The 21,216-nt window shown below is 44.7% G+C and carries 20 protein-coding genes; 19 read left to right on the top strand and 1 reads right to left on the bottom strand.

The features are described from left to right. The first annotated feature begins 124 nt into the window (after window positions 1-124). From DESPODRAFT_RS11385 to DESPODRAFT_RS11325, 13 genes are all read left to right on the top strand, one after another. Window positions 125-1,798, top strand: coding sequence for a 4Fe-4S dicluster domain-containing protein (locus tag DESPODRAFT_RS11385; protein ID WP_004073652.1), 1,674 nt, complete (start codon window positions 125-127; stop codon window positions 1,796-1,798). Further along, a complete protein-coding gene (locus tag DESPODRAFT_RS11380) occupies window positions 1,795-2,628 on the top strand; it encodes a CoB--CoM heterodisulfide reductase iron-sulfur subunit B family protein (RefSeq protein ID WP_004073651.1) in 834 nt (277 codons plus the stop codon). Before DESPODRAFT_RS11385 ends, DESPODRAFT_RS11380 begins: the two co-directional genes overlap by 4 nt. A gap of 231 nt (window positions 2,629-2,859) precedes the next feature. Continuing rightward, the gene (lysS, locus tag DESPODRAFT_RS11375; RefSeq protein ID WP_004073650.1) at window positions 2,860-4,338 is read left to right on the top strand and encodes a lysine--tRNA ligase; all 1,479 of its coding nucleotides are present in this window, start codon (window positions 2,860-2,862) and stop codon (window positions 4,336-4,338) included. A gap of 9 nt (window positions 4,339-4,347) precedes the next feature. Further along, window positions 4,348-5,571 (top strand): lipoprotein-releasing ABC transporter permease subunit, encoded by a 1,224-nt coding sequence (locus tag DESPODRAFT_RS11370; protein ID WP_004073649.1) that lies wholly within the window; start codon window positions 4,348-4,350, stop codon window positions 5,569-5,571. Further along, the gene (locus tag DESPODRAFT_RS11365; protein WP_004073648.1) at window positions 5,564-6,253 is read left to right on the top strand and encodes an ABC transporter ATP-binding protein; all 690 of its coding nucleotides are present in this window, start codon (window positions 5,564-5,566) and stop codon (window positions 6,251-6,253) included. The genes DESPODRAFT_RS11370 and DESPODRAFT_RS11365 overlap by 8 nt, the downstream gene beginning before the upstream one ends. 33 nt (window positions 6,254-6,286) lie before the next feature. Beyond that, window positions 6,287-8,923, top strand: coding sequence for an outer membrane protein assembly factor BamA (bamA, locus tag DESPODRAFT_RS11360; protein ID WP_004073647.1), 2,637 nt, complete (start codon window positions 6,287-6,289; stop codon window positions 8,921-8,923). A 30-nt stretch (window positions 8,924-8,953) separates the two neighbouring features. Then, window positions 8,954-9,487, top strand: a complete 534-nt coding sequence (locus tag DESPODRAFT_RS11355; protein WP_004073646.1) for an OmpH/Skp family outer membrane protein — start codon at window positions 8,954-8,956, stop codon at window positions 9,485-9,487. 3 nt (window positions 9,488-9,490) lie between these two features. Further along, the gene (gene lpxD, locus DESPODRAFT_RS11350) at window positions 9,491-10,528 is read left to right on the top strand and encodes a UDP-3-O-(3-hydroxymyristoyl)glucosamine N-acyltransferase (RefSeq protein WP_004073645.1); all 1,038 of its coding nucleotides are present in this window, start codon (window positions 9,491-9,493) and stop codon (window positions 10,526-10,528) included. Next, window positions 10,525-11,304 (top strand): acyl-ACP--UDP-N-acetylglucosamine O-acyltransferase, encoded by a 780-nt coding sequence (lpxA, locus tag DESPODRAFT_RS11345; RefSeq protein WP_004073644.1) that lies wholly within the window; start codon window positions 10,525-10,527, stop codon window positions 11,302-11,304. Before lpxD ends, lpxA begins: the two co-directional genes overlap by 4 nt. A gap of 5 nt (window positions 11,305-11,309) precedes the next feature. Further along, window positions 11,310-12,161 carry an LpxI family protein gene (locus DESPODRAFT_RS11340; RefSeq protein WP_004073643.1) on the top strand — a complete coding sequence of 284 codons (852 nt, stop codon included), beginning with the start codon at window positions 11,310-11,312 and terminating at the stop codon, window positions 12,159-12,161. Beyond that, window positions 12,154-13,299, top strand: coding sequence for a lipid-A-disaccharide synthase (gene lpxB, locus DESPODRAFT_RS11335; protein WP_004073642.1), 1,146 nt, complete (start codon window positions 12,154-12,156; stop codon window positions 13,297-13,299). The genes DESPODRAFT_RS11340 and lpxB overlap by 8 nt, the downstream gene beginning before the upstream one ends. 15 nt (window positions 13,300-13,314) lie before the next feature. Beyond that, window positions 13,315-14,562, top strand: coding sequence for a hemolysin family protein (locus DESPODRAFT_RS11330; RefSeq protein WP_004073641.1), 1,248 nt, complete (start codon window positions 13,315-13,317; stop codon window positions 14,560-14,562). A gap of 139 nt (window positions 14,563-14,701) precedes the next feature. Beyond that, window positions 14,702-15,433: a class I SAM-dependent DNA methyltransferase gene (locus DESPODRAFT_RS11325; RefSeq protein ID WP_004073640.1), complete on the top strand. Its 732-nt coding sequence runs from the start codon at window positions 14,702-14,704 to the stop codon at window positions 15,431-15,433. A 186-nt stretch (window positions 15,434-15,619) separates the two neighbouring features. Here DESPODRAFT_RS11325 and DESPODRAFT_RS11320 read toward each other — a convergent pair whose 3' ends face one another. After that, the gene (locus tag DESPODRAFT_RS11320) at window positions 15,620-16,264 is read right to left on the bottom strand and encodes a DDE-type integrase/transposase/recombinase (protein ID WP_083843576.1); all 645 of its coding nucleotides are present in this window, start codon (window positions 16,262-16,264) and stop codon (window positions 15,620-15,622) included. 107 nt (window positions 16,265-16,371) lie between these two features. Between DESPODRAFT_RS11320 and DESPODRAFT_RS11315 the strand changes: the two genes are divergently transcribed. From DESPODRAFT_RS11315 to aqpZ, 6 genes are all read left to right on the top strand, one after another. Continuing rightward, window positions 16,372-16,941 (top strand): group II intron maturase-specific domain-containing protein, encoded by a 570-nt coding sequence (locus tag DESPODRAFT_RS11315; protein ID WP_052314702.1) that lies wholly within the window; start codon window positions 16,372-16,374, stop codon window positions 16,939-16,941. A gap of 193 nt (window positions 16,942-17,134) precedes the next feature. Beyond that, entirely contained in the window at window positions 17,135-17,821 is a 687-nt protein-coding gene (locus tag DESPODRAFT_RS11310; protein ID WP_004073639.1) for a hypothetical protein, read from the top strand. A 510-nt stretch (window positions 17,822-18,331) separates the two neighbouring features. Next, entirely contained in the window at window positions 18,332-18,694 is a 363-nt protein-coding gene (locus DESPODRAFT_RS18720; RefSeq protein WP_052314701.1) for a hypothetical protein, read from the top strand. Between the two features lie 125 nt (window positions 18,695-18,819). Further along, entirely contained in the window at window positions 18,820-19,059 is a 240-nt protein-coding gene (locus DESPODRAFT_RS19495; RefSeq protein ID WP_216594000.1) for a zinc ribbon domain-containing protein, read from the top strand. Window positions 19,060-19,419: 360 nt separating this feature from the next. Next, window positions 19,420-19,545, top strand: coding sequence for a hypothetical protein (locus DESPODRAFT_RS21480; RefSeq protein ID WP_004073638.1), 126 nt, complete (start codon window positions 19,420-19,422; stop codon window positions 19,543-19,545). A 700-nt stretch (window positions 19,546-20,245) separates the two neighbouring features. Further along, on the top strand, window positions 20,246-20,932 hold the full coding sequence (gene aqpZ, locus DESPODRAFT_RS11300) for an aquaporin Z (RefSeq protein WP_004073636.1): 687 nt from the start codon (window positions 20,246-20,248) through the stop codon (window positions 20,930-20,932). Window positions 20,933-21,216 lie beyond the last annotated feature (284 nt).

The following is a 21,216-nucleotide window of genomic DNA, read 5'->3' as shown; positions in this document are numbered from 1 at the left end:
TTAACCTTAATTTTGCCAAATATTTGAATTGCTATAAAAAACAGGTTTGACATATTGGATTGATTACAATAAAGATAAACTTTTTTGTTTTTGCATTTTGACAATTTTAGATTGGATTGGAACAATGCTGTATACTTGGAGTTTTTTTATTGCGTTGGCAGTATTCCTCATCGGAATCATTTACAGAATCATTGGATATTTTCGGTTAAATATCGGACCGGACCGGGCCGAATTCACTACGGCAGACCGAATAAAAGCTTTTTTGTCGAGCCTGTTCGGTATCCTGGTTTCACCTGTTCAAATGTTTAATCTTTTCAAGACAGTCATTCTGAATGTAGTGTTTCAAGTGCCGCTAATGCGTCAGGATCCCCTGAAGTGGTTTATGCACATCTGTATCTACTGGGGATTTTTTGGGTTATTGTTTTTCCATGCCCTTGAAGGCTATGTCAGTGAAGTGATTTTCTCAGGTTACCAATCCACCCTGACCCCGTTCCTGGCGCTTCGGAATATGGCCGGTGTAATGGTGATGGCGGGAGTGGGCATTGCCGTATATCGCAGGAAAACCAATTTTCGATTAAAACAAATCAGCAAGCACCATGATTACCTGGCAATCGTCCTGCTTGCAGTCATCATGATATCCGGTTTTGGCCTGGAAGCTGCCAAGATCATCTCTTCCGGTGTGTTTTACGACATGGTGGATGAATATGGCGCCATGGATTACGATGAAGAACTCCCGGCGCTTAAGGCCGTCTGGCAGGAAGAATTTAATGTCCATTTCCCCGGGGAGACCATCCCGGTCACCCCGGAACTTATGGAAGAAGGATGGTTGGTCAATGAAGACAATTGTGCAGCCTGCCATTCCAACCCAAAGTGGGCCTTTGTATCCTATCCTGTTTCCATTGCCATGACGCCTGTTGCCGGTTTTTTCAACAGGAACCGCCTGGATTTACTATTACTGAATATCCACTTTTTAAGCTGTTTTCTCGGCTTGGCCTACCTGCCTTTCAGTAAATTCCGGCATATTCTGACAACTCCGATAAGCCTTATTATTTCAGGCGTTGCAGGACAACAAATAAAACGCGATGAAAACAAAGCCACCCGCCGGGTTTTTGATCTTTCCGCCTGCATCGAGTGCGGCACCTGCACCAGCCATTGTGCCGTGGGACCTTTATTTGAAATCTTTAATAACCAATGGGTGTTTCCCTCGGAACGTGTAATCCGCATCCGGGAGTCGGCATGGGGACGGCCGATGGATCCTGAATCAAGGGATGCCTTTTTCCAGGGCAGTTTTCTTTGCACCATGTGCAACAAATGTTCCCAGGTCTGCACTGCCGGAATGAACCTGCAGGATATCTGGAAGGAAACCAGAGAGCAATTGGCGGAGGAGTTTCTTCCGGATCCCGTTATCCGGATAAGGGAACTTTGCGAAAAACATCAGTCTGAAAAAGCCGGAGTGAAAACCCCTGTGGTGCTCAAACCCGGGAAAAACCCTGTGGTTGAATCCTTGAAAAAATCCTTCCAGGCGGCTACGTTTTCAAACTGTTACACTTGCCTGACATGTACCAATTCATGCCCGGTAGTCGCTGTTGCAGGCGAAACCCGGGAGTTCGGATCAGCACCCCACCAGGTCATCCATGCCCTTGTTCTGGGGCAAACCGAACTGACAAAGGATGCCTCCATTGTCTGGAGCTGCCTGACCTGTTATAAATGCCAGGAAAATTGTCCTCAGGGGGTCAGAATTACGGATATTTTTTACCAACTTAAAAACATAGTACACCACCAGGAATTTGGAATATGAAGTACGCGCTATTCTCAGGATGCAGAACCGGATTTGACATTCCCCAGCACCCAAAGTCTGCCAAAGCAGTTTTATCCAGGCTCAATGTTGAGGTGGAAGAGCTTGATTTTGGCTGTTGCGGATACCCTGTTAAAGAGAAAAATCTGGATGCCTTTCTTTTGCTGGCCATACGGAACCTGGCCATCGCCCAGGCCCATAATCTGCCTGTACTGACCCTGTGCAAGTGCTGTTTTGGCTCCCTTAAACAGGCAGAATATCATTTTAAAAATGATCCCGACAAACAAGCCATGATCAACTGGCTATTGCAAAAGGAAGGACTGTATTATGACGGGGGTGTCAAAATCCATCACATGCTGACCCTGCTGGACCGGGAGATTGATGAAGGCCTTATACGTCAAAGCATCACCCGTCCCCTTGACGGGATAAAAGTGGCCCCAAGCTACGGCTGTCATGCGCTGCGTCCCTCAACCATCACCGGGTTCGATGAGCACCCCGATGCACCGACGATATTTGAACGGATTATCACACTGACCGGGGCGGAACCTGTAAACTGGTCCAAACGCCTGGAATGCTGCGGCAATCCCTTATTGGATAAAAACACCCCTCTGGCCGATGGCTTTATCCTGGCAAAATATGAAACAGCAGAACAGGAAGGGGCGGATATAATCTGTACGGCATGTAATTATTGCCACATGCAATTTGAACACGGCCGGAAGCTTATCCTGAAATCCGGATCAAGCACCCCCCTTCCCGCCATTCTTCTTACACAATTGCTGGGCCGGGCCATGGGGCTTGAAAAGGGTTGGACAGGGGTAGAAACGAGAGCCTGAAACCGGTTAAAACATAAAAAAACATCCCGTGGTCCGGAACGGCCACGGGATGTTTTTTTATGTGATTCTTTTTCCCTTTCGTGCCATCATTGACAAGGCTATACAAAAACGCTATTTTACCATGTTTTTATTCATGGGGTTTACTGTGCCTTAAAGTTTTAAATCAAAACGAAGCGGCCCCTTTTTATTTATAAATCCGGAGCCTAAATATAAACGAAAGCAGCTATTTTTATGGATAACAAAACAAGCAACCTTCTTGATATTCGCAAAGAAAAGATAAACGAGCTGAAAACCGAAGGCATAAGCCTTTATCCCAATGATTTCAAACCGGATCATAGGGTTTGTGAAGTAAAGGACATTATAGAACAAAATGCGGAAACCCTGGGCGAGAATGGCCGCAAATTCTGCCTGGCGGGCCGTATGATGGCCATTAATAAAATGGGGAAATCCTCATTTGTCCGGTTTCAGGATGCTGGTGAGCAGATGCAGGTATATATTCAGAAAAACAAGGTGGGAGATGATATATATGCTTTGTTTAAAAAGCTGGATATTGGTGATTTCATCGGTGTTGAGGGGCCTTTGTTCCAGACAAGAACCGGTGAATGGACCCTGCTTGCTGAAAGCTTTAGGCTTTTATCCAAATCCGTAAGGCCGCTGCCTGAAAAATTTCACGGCATCAAGGATCCTGAAAAAAGATATCGCCAGCGGTACCTTGATCTGATCATGAATGAAAATACCCGGCAGATTTTTAAAAAACGAAGTGCCATTGTGGCTGCCATGAGACGTTTTTTTGATGAAAACGGATTCATGGAGGTGGAAACACCCATGATGCAGACATTGCCCGGCGGTGCCGAAGCTACTCCTTTTAAAACCTGGCACAATGCCCTGGGCATGGAACTTTACCTGCGTATTGCCCCGGAATTGTACCTGAAACGACTGGTGGTGGGCGGATTTGAAAAGGTCTTTGAAATTAACCGGAATTTCAGAAATGAAGGGGTCTCCACCCGGCATAATCCGGAATTCACCATGGTCGAGTTCTATCAGGCCTATGCCACTTATGAAGATCTGATGAACCTGACCGAAGAGATGTTTTGCGACATTGTCACCCAGATTTCCGGGGACACCCGCATTGAATACCAGGGGCTTACCATTGATTTTGCCAAGGGCTGGAAACGCATCTCCATGATAGACTCCTTATCTGAAATCGGAGGCGTTGATCCGGCCATTGTCAATGATACCCAGGCCTTGCTTGCACATGCTGAAAAGGAAAATATTCAAATCGCCAAAAAGGATCGTCACGGCAAAGTGATGACCAAGCTTTTTGATGCACTTGTGGAGCCCAAGCTGATCCAGCCCACGTTCATTACCGGATATCCGGTCGAAGTCTCTCCTCTGTCAAGGAAAAGCGAAGCTGATCCGGAACTTACGGACCGGTTTGAATTGTTCATTGCCGGAAGGGAAATTGCCAACGGATTTTCTGAAATCAATGACCCTGAAGATCAGTATAACCGTTTTATTATGCAGGTGCGTCAGCGTGATGAGGGCAATGATGAAGCCCATATCATGGATACGGAGTATGTCGAAGCCCTGGAATACGGAATGCCGCCTACAGCAGGCGAGGGGATCGGTATTGACCGTCTTGTCATGCTGCTTACAGATGCTGCCTCCATACGCGAGGTGATTCTTTTTCCACATATGAAAAATCAATAAAAGGTATCTGTGGGGGCAGAATTTTTTATAGCCGGAAAATATCTGCGGGCTAAACGCAAGGAGGGATTTATTTCCCTGATCACTCTTTTGTCCGTGGCCGGTGTCCTTCTCGGCGTGATGGCATTGGTGGTGGTTATTGCCGTCATGAGCGGATCTGAAACAGAATTTAGAAAGAGAATTCTTGGATTGGAGCCCCATGTTCTAATCATGAATTATTCCGGCCATTTTAGCCCTGATCCGGATATGGAGGATACGCTCAGGCAGACCCCCGGGGTCACAGCCGTCTCTCCCATTTTATTTGGCCAGGCAATGATACGCACGGCCGACTCTTTTTCCGGTATTATTATCAGAGGTATTGAACCGGAAAAAGGGGCTGCACTGATCAAAGGATACACGCCCGAAGCCCTTGATCACGCATTGAACCAGGCAACGATTACAAAAGGTCTTCCCGGTATTATTCTTGGCCAGTCGCTGGCCGATGCCGTTCGGGTGGCTCAAGGAGACCGTGTGATCCTTATGTCAACATCGGGCATTATCTCGCCCATGGGGCAGATTCCCTCCATGAAGCAGTTTGTGGTCACCGGCACCTTTAAATCCGGCATGTCGGAATACGATTCCAGTCTGGCCTACGCCCGGCTGGATCAGGTTCAGGCCCTTGTGTCTGCCAAAGGTAAAATTTCCGCTTTCGGCATCTGGACCGATCAGATCTTCAAGGTAAAAGATTTAAGCCAAGACGAACTTGGATTCATTAACTATCCGTATTACCTGCGCAACTGGATGGATATCAACCACAGTCTTTTTTCAGCGCTTAAACTTGAAAAAACCGCCATGTTTGTCATTTTAACGCTGATTATCCTTGTGGCGGCGTTTAATATTGCTTCTGCACTAATCATGATGGTTATGGAAAAAACCCGTGATATTGCCGTATTAAAAGCAATGGGTGCCACAAATTCCATGATCCGCCGTATTTTTATCATAAAAGGGATGATTATCGGCATAATCGGCACGGGTATTGGAACAACGCTCGGGGTGGTTATTTGTTACATCCTTAAACGGTACGAATTTATCAAGCTGCCTGAGGCATATCCTTTTTCCACACTCCCGGTTCAGCTTGAATATTCGGATGTCATTTTAACCGCTGTCTCCGCCCTACTGATTTGTTTTCTGTCCACCCTGTATCCCTCTTATAAGGCGTCGCGAATGAATCCGGTGGAGGCTATAAGATATGGGTGATCCGCCGTTGATTCAACTGCATGGGGTTTCACGGTCTTTTGTATCCAAAACAGCTGCGCTGGACATTCTGCACAAGGCAGATATATCCATACAACAGGGGGAGACCATTGCCATCGTCGGGGCTTCAGGTATTGGAAAATCCACTCTGCTTAACATCATCGGCACCCTTGACAAGCCTGATGAGGGGCGCCAGTTCTTCAGCGGTGAAGATATCCTGGGGTACAATGATGAAAAGCTTGCTGCCTTTAGAAACAAAAATATTGGTTTTGTTTTTCAATTTCACTATTTGCTCAAGGGATTTACAGCCGTTGAAAATGTGATGCTGCCTGGGCTGATAGGTGGTAAATCTAAAAAAACTATTGAAAAACATGCAGTAAATATGCTTGAAAGGGTACAACTTGGTTCCCGAATCGAATACAGGGTGGAAGATCTGTCCGGCGGTGAGCAACAGCGGGTAGCCATTGCCAGGGCACTCGTCATGGGACCGGCCCTGCTGCTCGCTGATGAGCCCACCGGCAATCTGGATCAAAAGAACAGCAGTGCGGTTCACCAACTCTTGAAAGAACTTAACCAGGAAATGGGAATGACTATTATCGTGGTCACCCACAATTCAGATCTGGCCGGTTTAATGAAAAGAAGGCTAACGTTGAAAGACGGGAAAATCGTACCGGTGTTAAAGTAATAATTAAGTTAAATAAGTTACTTAGGATCAATCATGAAACATATTAAGTTCAGTGTATTACTCGCGACGGTGTTCTGCCTTTGGGGAACAGGCCTTTTGTCTGCCGAGGAGCGCGTCGCAGTGGCATTATTTCCCTTTCATGTCCAGGCAAAACAGTCTGATGAAAAAATTGCGCCGGCCCTGTCGAAAATGTTGAAGGAAAAATTTGAAAAAGACGGCGCGACCGTAGTGGTTAGAAATGTTTTTGTTGATACAACGGACTGGAACTATGAGCAATTTCGTCAGGAGGGTGTCCGTTTAGGTGTTGACTGGATCCTTACCGGTGACATTTTTATAGCCGGACAGGCTGTGAGCATTGATGCGCAGATGCACAATGTGCACAAGAAACAGGCACCCTTAACCTTTTTCTCACAATCACCAAGCCTATCGGACTTGTATGCCGGTATGACCTCTCTGGAAAAAGATATTATCGGCGAACTGTTTCAGCAGAAAATCATTTCGGCTATTACCATCAAAGGCAATGTGCGTGTTGATGCAGATGCCATCCAGAGGGTCATCTCATCCCGAAAAGGCGATCTTCTAAATCCTACTACGTTAGGCAATGATCTGAGCAGCGTGTATAAAATGGGGTATTTTGATGATGTGGTCATCAAAAAAGAGAACATGGATAAGGGGGTTGAGGTTATTTTTGAAGTCCGGGAAAAACCCAGTGTCCGTAATATTCGCTTTGAAAATAATCATGTTTATGAAGAACAAGAGTTATTTGAAGTCATAGGAACGTCAACCGGGTCCATTCTCAATGCATATAAGCTGAATACTGATGTGGATAAACTTAAACGCCTCTATTATGAAAAAAATTATTATAACTGCGGGATTTCATATGAGGTCAAACCATTGAAAAATCACCAGGCGGATATTATTTTCAAAATCGACGAAGGTGAAAAAGTAAAAATTACTAAAATTGAATTTGAGGGTAATAAATATTTCGACGATGATGATATCAAAGATGAGATGAAGATCAAGGAAAAGGGATTCTGGTCATTTATAACATCTTCGGGAGAACTCAACGAAACAGAACTTGACAATGATGTGCTTCGCATAGAATCTTTTTATAACAACAACGGATTTATCAATGTCAAGGTATCCGATCCCGTAGTGAATATGGGAACAGAAGAGATTACCATTCAGTTTAGAATTGATGAGGGTGAACAATATAAAAATGGTGTGGTTCATGTTACAGGGGATATTCTTACCACCGAAGAAGAGCTTTTAGCGCTTCTGGTTTCCCAAAAATCTGAATTGTATAACAGGGAACTTATTCGCAAGGATATGATTACCCTGAATGATTTTTATGCCAACCAGGGTTATGCAAATGTCAGGGTCACCCCAAGAGCAGATAAGAATGATGAGGACGCAATTGTAAATATAAGCTTTGACATTGATAAGGGTTCGCTTGTTTACTTTAACCGGATCATTATTACCGGTAATAAAAAAACCAGAGACAAAGTCATCCGAAGAGAGCTTGCCATTGATGAGCAAGGTCTTTACAGCATGGCAAAAATCCAACGTTCGAACAGGAACCTGGTGTTCAAAGACTATTTTCAGAATATCGACATCAAACCGGTTAAAACCGAAGAAGAAAATAGACGGGACGTTCAGATCACCGTTGAAGAAAAACCCACGGGAAATTTTTCATTCGGCGGCGGTTTCTCAAGTGATGACGGGGCATTCGGTCAGGTTTCCGTTGAAGAGCGTAACCTTTTCGGAAAAGGGCAGACAGGTAAATTTACCATTCGGATGTCTGGCGAAAATGCGTTGTATAATATCGGCTTCACTGAACCCTGGTTGTTTGACAGAGCTATTTCAGCCGGATTTGATATCTATAAATTTGAAAACGAATACGATTATTATGAAAAGGACGCCATGGGCCTCACCCTGCGCGCTGCCTCGCGCCGATTCTGGGACTACACCACCATTGGTTTAATTTACAACATTGAGAAGTTCGATATTGAAGATGTGGAATCCGATTATACATCGGTGAGTGCAGGCAATTATCTTACCTCCAGTATTACACCTTATGCCAGTTATGATTCAAGAAACCACAGTTTTTTGTCCACGAAGGGTATGTATCACAAATTGTCCATTGAATATGCCGGTGAATTTTTAGGTGGTGAGATTGATTTTACCAAATATCTTGGTGAATCCGCTTTGTTTTTTCCTTTGTTCTGGAAATTTTCAGCTGGCATCTACGCCAAGGGCGGTTATCTTGATGACAGGACTAATGGGGATCCGGACATTGACTGGGAGCGCTTTTATCTTGGGGGTATCAACTCCATCAGAGGGTTTGACGATACGGACATCAACGGTACCAGAAACAACTCTTCCATTGAGGTCGGTGGTGAAAAATATTTCCAGTTCAATATTGAAATGATGTTCCCCATTGTAGAGGAACAGGCGGTTTACGGTGTCTTTTTCTACGACAGAGGCGATGTATATAACAACGGTGAAGATATTGATTTTGGCAATCAATTTTCCAGTTCAGGCTTTGAGCTTAGATGGAACTCTCCCATGGGGCCCATCAGACTGGCCTATGGTATTGTTATAGATGGTAAGGATGTTAAGAGTACCGGTGATGGTCAGTTTGATTTTTCAATTGGTGCATTTTTTTAAAAAATTAAAATTTTATTTTCGGAGGGATACATGAAAAAAAAAATTCTATTTCCGGCAGTTTTGATTATTGCCACAATGTTCACCTGCAGTGCGTTTGCAGCTGATACCACTAAAATAGGTGTGGTCAATTTTGAGAAAATAATACAAGAATCAAGTGCCGGCAAAGTGATGCAGAAAGACCTCAAGGCTAAACTTGAACAACTTCAGGGAAAACTTCAGGCCGAGGATAAAAAATTTCAAGATATGTCAGCGGCGTTAGAGCGTGAAGCCCTTGTGCTCAGCTCTGAAAAAAAACTTGAGCGCCAAAGGGAACTTCGGGACAAAGCGGATGATCTGAAAAAGATGAATGCCGACTATACCCAGGAAATGAACATTATGCAAAACAAACGGGTGAATCAAATACAGAAAGATGTCTTTGACATCACCAACAAGATAGGAAAGGCACAAGGGTATATTGTGATCATTGAAAGAAAGAGGGCAGGTGTTATCTATGCTGCAGATAAGATGGATATCACTGATGAGATAATCAAAGAATACAATTCAATTTACGCTAAGAAAAAATAATTCATGCTTACTGCAGAACAAATAGCTGCGATGGTCAACGCCCGGACACATGGGGATCCGGGCAAAACCATTTCCGGGGTATCCTCCTTTGACGATGCCGGGCCCAAGGATCTGACTTTTGCGGTGGATCACTCTTTTTTTTCCCGGCTGAACGAAACAAAGGCGGGAATCATCCTTGTTCCCAACGAAGCCCCTGCGGTTTCCGGTATCACACTTCTTTACAGCGATAATCCGAAACTTGCTTTTTTTAAGATTGTGGCGCATCTAATGCCTGCAGAGCCGTTGAAGGAATTTATTCACCCTTCGGCTGTTATTGCAGATGACTGCATTATTGGTGATAGCACATGCATTGAGGCACATGTCAGTATAGGGCAGGGCAGCACCATCGGTAATCATGTCCACATCATGGCCAATACGGTGATCGGAAAGCAGTGCCGGATCGACGATGCCTGCCGAATCAGCCCCAATGTCACCCTGGCAGATAAAACACGGATCGGCAGACAGTCCATTATTCATCCCAATTCAGTCATCGGCTCTGACGGGTTTGGATTTGTCCAGGACGGACACGCACATGCCAAGCTGTTACATACAGGGCGGGTCCATATTGGTGATTGTTGTGAAATCGGTGCCTGCAACACCATTGACAGGGGTACTTTAGGAATAACCCGCATCGGCAACGGGGTTAAAACGGACAATCAGGTCCATATCGCCCACAATGTTAAAATCGGAGATAATACACTGATCGTCGCCCAGGTGGGTATTGCCGGGAGTACCACCATCGGCCGAGATGTTATTATTGCAGGCAAAGCCGGTATTTCCGGGCACCTGAATATAGGAGACGGCGCTATTATCGGTCCTTATGCCGGCGTTGCAGATGATGTTCCCCCGGGCAATGTCGTTTCAGGCATCCCCCACATGCCCCATAAAATATGGCTCAAAGTATCCCGTATCATACCCCGCCTGCCCAGTTTAAGAACACGACTGCTTTCCATTGAAAAACGGGTAAAAAAGCTCGAAAGCAGCAGTACGGAGCAACCATGATTCAATCCATTCACCCAACGGCAATTATTGATTCCTCTGCCAGGATAGATGAAAATGTCACTATTGGCCCCTATACCATTGTCAAAGGCGATGTAACCATTGGCTCCGGTACAACCATCGGTCCTTACTGCACCATTGATGACCATGTTACCATAGGCCCGGACTGTAATATTTTTCAGTATGCCTCCATCGGCGGCGCCCCCCAGGACCTTAAATTTCATGGCGAGACCACCTATCTTACCATTGGCAGGGGGTCCATTATCCGTGAATTTGTCACCATTAACAGAGGTACGGGGGTTGGTGGCGGGCTTACGCAGGTCGGTGAGGAAAATTATCTGATGGCTTACACCCACATCGCCCATGACTGCAAAACCGGCAAAGGTGTCATTCTTGCCAACAACTCCACCCTTGGAGGACACATTGAAATCGGAAACTATGCCACGGTAGGCGGCCTTGTGGCCATTCATCAGTTTGTTAAAATCGGGGACTATGCCTACATCGGCGGTAAATCCGGTGTGGTAAAAGACATTCCGCCCTATGTCATTGCCGCAGGTGACAGGGCCACCCTGCATGGTCTTAATAATGTGGGGCTCAAGCGCCATCATTTTGATCCCTCCGTCATCCGTCAGTTGAAAAAAGCATACCGGATATTTTTTCGGATCGGATTGACAGTGACCCAGGCCGTCGAGAGAACCAAGGCAGAAGTTGAACAACTCCCTGAGATCGTATCTTTCTTAGAATTCATAAAAAATTCCAACCGGGGGATTACACGTTAATTGCCATGAACGATCCCGAAGGCAATAGTTGTTCTTCTCACATCGGTCTGATTGCCGGCGGCGGCCAATTCCCGCTGCTTTTCACCCGGAAGGCACATGAACACGGATATCAAGTGATCGGGGCAGGATTTCGCAGTGAAACCGATCCCCAGCTTGCCGAGCTGACCCACCGGTTTGAATGGCTCTATCTTGGGCAGCTGAGTAAATTGATCCGTTATTTTAAATCCCATGGTGTCACCAGGGCACTGCTCATGGGCTCCATCAGTAAGGCCAATATTTTCAAAGATATCAGACCGGACTTCAAAGCCCTTGCCTTTATCGCCAAAACAGCAGGGACGCATGATGATAATATCCTTTCATCCTTTGCGGACTTTCTGGAAAAGCAGGGCATTACCCTGGTGCCGTCGACCTTTCTTCTGCCTGAACTTATCAGTCCCAAAGGATGCTGGACAAAGCGGAAACCTGACAGGGCGGAAAAAAAAGATATACAGCAGGGTTGGAAGCTTGCCAAAGCCTTAGGCTGTCTAGACATCGGTCAGTGCCTTGTTATCTCCAATGGAACCGTTCTTGCTGTAGAAGCCATTGACGGCACGGACGCCACCATAGAGCGGGGAGGACGGCTGAGCCGGGGCAATGGGGCCACCGTTGTAAAATTATCCAAACCTCATCAGGATTTACGCTTTGATCTGCCTGCATCCGGATCTACCACTATTGAAACCATGCACCGATCCGGCGTAAACATGCTTGTGCTTGAAGCTGAGAAATCAATTTCATTTGACCGTGAAAAAATGATTGCCCTTGCAAATAAATATAATATCTGCATAACAGCGGTGACCGAGGATGAGATCCATGAGTGAAGGTAACCGGCATATCATGATCCTTGCCGGAGAACCTTCCGGCGATTTTCACGGTGCAGCCCTGGTGCGGGCCTTAAAACAACTTTGCCCCGGCATCCGGATTACGGGTATCGGCGGAAAAGCCATGGCAGAACAGGGAACAGACATTTTCTTTCCCATTGAAAAGCTCTCTGCCATGGGGCTTGTTCAAGTGATCAAGCAGATAGGTACCATTAAACAGGCGTTCTCCCTGGTTAAGCGACGATTAAAAACAGATCCCCCGGATGCTGTTGTGCTCATTGACTATCCTGGCTTTAATCTGAAAACCGCCGGTTTTATCAAGCAGCATTATGATATTCCTGTCTGTTATTATATCGCCCCAAAAATCTGGGCGTGGAATGCCGGACGCCTGGATACCATTGCAAAAGTCACGGACCATGTGGCACTGATCTTTCCTTTTGAAATTCCCATTTATAAAGCCAAAAAAATCTCTTCCACATATGTGGGAAATCCCCTGGTGGATGAATATCCCCAAAGCATGCCGGGTTTAATCCAAGACAATAAAAAAGGCCTGGTAGATGATTTTGTGATCGGTATGCTTCCGGGTTCCAGATCCGCTGAAATTGACAAACTGCTCCCTGTGATGCTTGCTACAGCCGGCATTGTTGCAAAAAAAATTCCTGATTCAAGATTTCTTATTTCATCGGGCATTCAACAACATGAAGAACGTATTAAACACATTGTTTTTCACCACCCAAATGGCGGTTTATGCCGGATTGTAACAGGACGGCCAAAACAGATTTTTGACCGGGCCGATATTTTGATTGCCGCATCGGGAACCGTCACGCTGGAGGCTGCTTTAAATCTTGTGCCCACTGTAATTATTTATAAAATGTCCGGAGTGGCTTACCGGCTTGCACAGCTGCTTGTGAAAGCCAAATACATCGGGCTTGCCAATCTGATTGTCGGTCGTCAGGTGATGCCGGAGTTGATTCAGGACAATGCCAATGCCGAAACCATCAGTGAAACCCTATTCTCAATGATACCTAAACTTGAGGATCATAAACAGCAACTTCGCCAGGTACGCAGGCGGTTAGGTTTTCCGGGGGCACCGAAACGCACGGCGGCCATTATACTTAACCTGATTCATAAACATTAGGAAATATTACCGCTTATGAGTATTGAAGTGACCCTGTTAGGCATCTGCCTTTTTTTATCAGGTTTTTTTTCCATGTCTGAAACAGCGTTGTTTTCCATTTCCAAAATTAAAGCCCTGCATATCTCCAAGGATGGTTCAAAGTCAGGCCGGCTTATTCTGGAGATGAAAGCGGACTCCCACACCCTTTTGACCACTGTTCTCATTGGTAACAACCTGGTAAACATTGGTGCCTCCTCCCTCGCCACCTCTCTTGCCATTGCCCATTTTCAGTCTAATGGTGTGGGTATTGCCACCGGTGTCATGACGCTTCTGATTCTTGTTTTTGGAGAAATTTTCCCAAAATCCTTTGCCAACCACAATAATGTGGTTGTCTCAAGGGCGGTCATATATCCCCTGTACTGGTTGTCAAAAATTTTATGGCCTTTGATTTTTGTTCTTAATTTTATACCTAAATTGCACGGCACCATAGACAATGCCCAGGAAACCGTGACCGAGGATGAATTGATGACCATGGTGGAAGTGGTGGAAGGGGACGGTGAGATCAAGGAGGAAGAAAAGGAATACATCACCAATATCTTTGAATTTGATGACACCTATTGTTCTGAGATTATGACACCTAGAGCGGATATGTTTGTGGTTGATGTGGCCGAAGGCCTCGATATTCCAACGGTTCTAAAAACAGGTTTTTCACGTATTCCCGTGATTGAGGATACCATAGATAATATTGTGGGAATTTTGCATATCAAGGATTTATTTCTCAGATACCTGGAAAAAAATGATTCCGAGACGACCCCGGACAGCCTTGATCTCAAATCGATTATGAAAAAGCCCTATTTCATACCGGAATCAAAGAAACTGGATTCACTGCTTAAAGCATTTAAGGCAAAAAAGAGCCATATGGCTGTTGTGGTTGATGAATATGGTGGCGTGTCAGGTATTGTCACCCTTGAGGATGTGGTTGAAGAGATTTTTGGAGAAATTGCCGACGAGTCCGATAAAAACACACCGGACATTGTCCAGATTAAAGGAAACAAGTGGCTGGTAGCCGGCAAAACAGACATATATCATCTCAACAAAGAGCTGAATCTGGGCATTCCAGACTCTGTGAACTACGATACAGTCTCGGGATTTTTTTTGGAACTTGTGGAGCGTATCCCCAATCCCGGGGAGTCCATTCGCATGAATAACTGGGAGTTTTCGGTCAAGGACATGGATGGCAACCGGATTCAGTCTTTTATCATTAAACCGGCTGAAGAACCCTGATTTGCGCAATTTTATAAGCTTAAGCACGGTTCAAAAGTCACGGATCACGGGTTCACCTTGATTTTTACCCTTACATTTCAACAATTAAAGCCATTATCTGCACCGGGTTGATAATAACGGTTTTTCTTCGGAGGTAAGCATGGATAAAAAAAGAAGTTTTGACGAATTTGCACAAGCATATGATGCCTGGTTTTTTGACAATATGAATCTGTTAAATTCAGAGGTGAACCTGGTCGCTTATTTTATGAAAGATGCGGGTGATACCTTTTCTGTAGGGTGCGGAAGTGGTCTTTTTGAATCAATCTTAAAAAGAGATTTTAACATTCTCATTCAGTACGGTCTCGAACCATCAGAGGGAATGGCTCAGATTGCCCGTAAACGCGGGATAAGTGTGGATGTAACCACAGCGGAAGACGCCGATCTGGGCGAAGAACAATACGATACAATCCTATTCAACGGCACACCAAGCTATATCCATGACCTGCAGTCCGTGTTTCACAAAGCCTATACTGCTTTGAGAAAAGGAGGTAAAATCGTGGTTATTGATGTTCCTAAGGAAAGTTCATACGCAACCATGTATAACCTGGCAAAAAGTCTCGAAACATGGGAACATCCATTGTTGGAAGGAGTTCACCCGAGGAACCCTTATCCAATTGAATTTGTAAAGGTTGCAAACTGGCGTACAACTGCTGAGAAAGTGGAGATGCTTAAAACAGCAGGTTTTCAAGACTTTGATTATGCACAAACGCTCACTAAACATCCGCTATACTCAAACAATATGGAAGAACAACCAATTCCGGGGTTTGACTGCGGTGATTATGTTGCCATTTGTGCCTTTAAGGAACGAGAACGAAATAAGATGCCCAATTAAAATTTCTAAACGTACGGCCGACAATGACCGCCTGTTTTGAACGGTGTGTGTCAAGCAAGTTGTCGCCTTTTTTTCAAACGAAGTTCCAAGCTCTACCGCACAATTCTCTCATGGCCTCCGACGAGCAATTGGGGGCCCATTCTCGGCCATGAGAGAATTGTGCTATACCGTGCCATACTCAAACGGTTATGCAGCTTGCTTATCAGCCGTCTTTTCAGCTTTTTGCTGTTTAAATTTTTTCAAAGTAACCGTTGTTCCAGGTTCCCAATTCCTTGTCCTTCCAGACCATCTTTCAGGATGTTTCGATTTGGCTTTTTGATAAATTTGATGTCTGTTGGCAAGAACGGCTACATCATTGCCATTGTGCCGGTCAGCGGGGGTGACAAATCCAATACCGCTGTGCAAATGGACGTTATTGTACCAATATGTGAAGTTATGGACCCATTCCCTGGCTTCCAGCATCGCATCAAATGGCTTGGCCGGATATTCAGGCCGGTATTTCAGGGTTTTGAATAATGATTCAGAAAAAGGATTATCATTACTGATAGAAGGGCGGCTAAAGGATGGTATCACGCCCAAATCCTGAAGTTTGGCCAGCATCGTTACGGATTTCATGGGAGCACCATTATCTGAATGCAAGGTGACCTGCTTTTTGTTAATTTTCTCCCGCAGGTAGGCATCCGTTATCAGATCAGAAGCAAGTTCTCCAGACTCACAGTCATACACCTGATAAGCAACAATTTTACGGCTGTACAAGTCCATCATCATGTAAAGGTAATAAAATTGGCCTTTTACTCTTGTTGGCAGATATGTGATGTCCCAGGACCACAGTTGATATCGTCACAGGCAAGTCTAAACGCCTGCTTGAAGAGCAGGTCAAACCCGCAGTCGAAGCGTTTCTAACTGAACGTGGTCTGTCATTATCTGAAGAAAAGACCATGATCACGCATATAACAGATGGATTTACGTTCCTTGGCCAAACTTTTCGAAAAACCGGAAATGTGCTGCACATCACCCCGGCAAAGAAGGGAGTTCTCGCCCTTAAAGAAAAGCTCAGTGAACTGATCCATAAACATGTCGGCGGTCCTTTGGAACCATTGGTCAAAAAGTTAAACCAGACCCTCCGAGGCTGGGGAAACTATCACCGGCACGTAGTCTCATCGGAAACATTTTCTCTTATTGATACGTTTGTTTACGAACAGCTATGGAGAATGATTAAAAAGCGTCACCGGAAGAAATCCTCAAAATGGTTGAAAAACCGTTACTGGACTGACGGAAAACGTAAGTGGATATTCACTGTCAAGAGCCGAAATAAAAAAGGGCCTTGCAGATATCACGTCATTCACCTAATCTCATTAGGAATAAAACGATATATCAAAATCAAAGCAGATGCAAATCCATATGATCCCGAATACAGCTATTATTTCTGGCGTAGACGGAATCAAAAGGACTCACGGTTACTCCCTGTGCTATCAGCCAGGGAATACCGCCAAAAGCAAGCTGCATGAGGTAAACAGCCGGGACGTCCCACAAGGTCGTCCTTTATAAACGCTTGAGCCGTATGACGGGAAACTGTCACGTACGGTTCTTAGGGGGGAAAGGGGCAGAGATACCCCTGACCTACCCGATTTTTGGCAAATACGAATCTGTAATATGAATGCTGTGAATGCATAAACTTTTAAGTAACTGGTTAAAATTAAAATGAAATTCAATATTAATCAACTTGATGAAGTAGAATATGATGGAAGTTATGACTCTGAAGAGGCACTGACACAATATCAAGACTCAATTTTAGAAGAATTTGCTCTTTCATTCGAAGGTAAAGAACGTATTAAAGCTGATCCCGAAATGGGATTTTGGATTGCGCAGCTTATATACTATGGAATTGGTTATATTGGTGTCAGTCTTCCTCAAATGGATGAGGGAGATATTAATGAAATTATAACCGATCTATTTCCAAGAAAAATATCCTTGAGTTCACCTGAGGATGCAGATGATGCTATTCCTGAACTTTTAGCGTTTTGGCAATTTCTTGGAAGCAAATACAAGCTTCCAAATGCAGATACTATCATTGATTATTTGACTGAAATTAAACCGAAGTTCAATAGCATCATGCATGATTCGTCAAAGTTCGGTATGGCTAAATCATTTATGACAATGGGACAGAGAGCTGGTTTTGAGATGGCAGATCAAAATCAAATGAATGAATTTATGCAACTATACAATAAAAATATAATTGAAGGACAAAGCGGCATACCTTCAACAATAAAGGCTTTTGATTCTAACCCCGAATACCCATTATCGAAAAAAGCAAACGCAAAAAAGAAACAAAAAAGAAAAAATGCTAAAGCTTCACGTAAAAAAAATAGCAAAAAACGTAAGCGTTAAATACGGTGACCATGAGATAACATTTTTGTATTATTATTGATTGATCTCGGTCATAAGTTGTAATGTTGATTTAAAGTCAATCGGGATAGGACTCCCCATCACTGAGGAGCCCCTCCCACACCACCCGGCATACGGATCACGTACCAAGGCGGTTCAGCTGGTATTAATAGAATCGGCTTGTAGGTTATCCCACCGATTTTATCGGGTTTTAGGCCGATACATGCTATGGAAATTTCGGCCACTGCCGCATTACTCCCATAAATGCCGTCCACTTACTCACCACCACCATTCACTCGGGCCATTCGGCCCGGGTACTGTTCAGGCCTTCATCGGGGTGAGGCCTCTCCACTTTTGTGAAGCTCGTTTCCACCGATTACTATGCCGTCTGCTGACTTCTCCCATGCGGTCAGAGGCGGTTGCCCGACCCTCAGCCATTTGGCATATGGGAGATCTCCCGGGGTAAACACGTGTCTTTCGGTACGTGAATGCCGGATTTACGGACACCATTGGATGGAAATTAAAAAAGATGCCATTATACTCAAAACTAATGGAATTTATCCGAAGGTCTCTGGGAAAGGATTGAAGTTCCATGAATCTTTACCTGAATTTCCTATGGATAGCAGGTTAATCTGGAGAGACGAAAAGTGGTGGATATCTGTGCCGTTTAAACAAACGATCCCCCGCAGCGAGAACCAAGTCAGTGGGCTTGTTGCCATAGACCCCGGTGTCAGAACGTTTGCCGCGTTTTATTCTCCCGATATTTCCGGTAAGATCGGCGAAGGTGGTTTTTCAAGAATGTATAGATTATTGTTGCACTTGGATCAACTCTATTCCAAAAGGGCCAAGCCAACACAAGAAATAAAAAGTCCCTGACCAAAGCTATCCGTCGCCTGTCTGCCAAAATTAAAAACTTAATAGACGAGCTGCATTGGAAAACCGCAAGGTTTTTATGTGAAAATTTTTCCGTTATTTTGATGCCGACTTACGAAATCAAACAGATGGTTGAAAAAAATAACAGGAAAATCAGAACCAAAACCGTGCGTTCCATGCTGGGCTTTAACAATTTTAAATTCAAGCAGCGTTTAAAATGGATAGCAAAAAAGTTCGGGAAAACGGTGCTTGATGTTTGCGAAGCCTACACAAGCAAGACACATCCACAAACAGGCCAAGTAAAAAATATCGGTTTTGAAAAGTGGATAAAACTGCAAAACAGGTCTATGATGACAGAGATTTGGTAGGAGCGCATAATATTCTGGTTAAATTTTTAACCGAAGATTATGCTTTGGGAAAGACCCCCGCTATTTAGAAAATAGCGCAAGGGATAGCTTTATATAGCAAAAAATGTATTGCCTGGAGTAATACGAGCAAACCTCACTGCGCAGAACAGCAACTGGACCTTGAAACGGGTAACTGTCAAGGTTCGCGCGGAAGCGAGTCTAACCAAAGAACCGGATGCGGGAAAACCGCACGTCCGGGACTGTGCGGGGGGCGCCGGGTGGCCGACGTTCCTGCCGCGAGATGTGTTTTCACACTCTGTCTGATTATGATGGAAATGCAACAAATAAATATATTTAACTGACTGAAAAAAGGAGAATCTCATGGCTAAAGGAAGAGATGCACAAAAAACCGTTAAGAAAAAAGCAGAAAAAACGTTGAAAGAAAAGCGTAATGAAAAAAAAGAGAAGAAATCCCAAAGGATAAAATCTGACTCTTTAATCAAATGAATTTTGAAAGTGATAATCAGAAAATAGCAACATTTTTATATTGCTATCTGAAATTTATTTGTAAATTCCTGATTATTCAATTTGGCAAACGTATTGCGAAAGAATGTAACTTTTTGAATTTGGGAAATCTGGTGACATTTAGAGTATTTGTTTAAACCCTTTCATGGCACCAATCGCAAGGGCGGTGGCGCCAGGTTTCCCCATCACATTAGACAAAAAAAAGGGAGGGAATAGAAGGCAGCAGACATTTTTTCAGTGATCAGGACTTTAAAGCCTATTTTGCGTTGACGGCGAAATGGGGTTTGAAGTATAAGGTCGAAATATGGGCCTATTGCCCGATGACCAATCGTATTCACCCGATTGCAGTTCATGAAACCAAGGATGGATTAAATCCGGCCGTTGGGGAAGCACACCCGCGATATACGAGGATGATCAATTTCAGGGAAGGTTGGCGCGGTCATTTATCATGGAAGAAAGTTACTTGCCGGCATGCACGCGGTATAAGGAATCTGAAATCGAATTGTTCAGAAAGCATGAACGGACTGGTCGGTCCTTGAAAAACCACTTTTGTAAAACAATTGGAGACTCTTTTAGACAGATGGCTTAGGCCAAAGAAGCCGGGTCGAAGGAAAATAGGTAAGGTGTCCGGGATTATGTCCCCGGGATTAATATCATAATAAACAAGAAAAAGGAGAAATGTATGAACAAGTATGGTGCAGAGTTTTTTGGAACATTCTGGTTGGTTCTCGGCGGCTGCGGTAGCGCCGTTTTAGCGGCTGCTTTTCCAAATGTTGGTATAGGGCTGCTTGGTGTATCACTGGCATTTGGCCTTACCGTCCTTACCATGGCCTTCGCCATCGGACACATATCAGGCTGTCATCTGAATCCAGCGGTTTCGTTTGGTCTCTGGGCCGGTGGACGTTTCCCGGCAAAAGAGCTACCGCCCTACATTATTGCGCAGGTCTTGGGCGGTATAGCAGCGGGTGGTGTTCTATATCTGATTGCCAGTGGTAAGGCGGGGTTTGACCTTTCCGCGGGGTTTGCTTCAAACGGCTACGGCGCCCATTCACCGGGTGGGTATAGTTTGTCGGCTGCCCTGATCACTGAAGTAGTTATGACGATGATGTTTCTTGTTGTCATTCTGGGTGCCACTGACAAACGGGCGCCACAAGGTTTCGCACCTATTTCAATTGGCTTGTGCCTGACTCTGATCCATTTAATTAGCATCCCGGTAACAAATACTTCCGTAAATCCTGCGCGCAGCACTGGTGTTGCGCTCTTCGTAGGCGATTGGGCGATTGCACAGCTTTGGCTGTTCTGGGTGGCCCCGATCATTGGCGGTATGCTTGGCGCTGTAATCTATCGTTTTATCGGCAGTGAGAAATAATTGACATCGTTCATTGTTTGCTGTGTCTGTCAGGAGATGGTCGTTATTCGGAACATTCGGCACTATCGTTGAGAGGGCCTGGAGCGATTTTGACACGGGCTGGGTAGGGGTTGAACAGTTAACGTCGGCGGTTAAAAATATAGGGTTGCAATTATCTGTGAATCTTGTATAGTAAATAATCATATAACTTTATGAGATTTTCGTCAGTTGTTGCCTGGATATTCGAAACCTGTTCTGATTTGTTATGGTACGACGATTTTCTTAGTCTTTATAAAGGTTATATG

It is taken from the genome of Desulfobacter postgatei 2ac9 (genome assembly GCF_000233695.2).
Taxonomy (GTDB): Bacteria; Desulfobacterota; Desulfobacteria; order Desulfobacterales; family Desulfobacteraceae; genus Desulfobacter; species Desulfobacter postgatei.
Note: the sequence above shows the minus strand (reverse complement) of the source record. Positions and strands in the feature narration are given on the sequence as shown.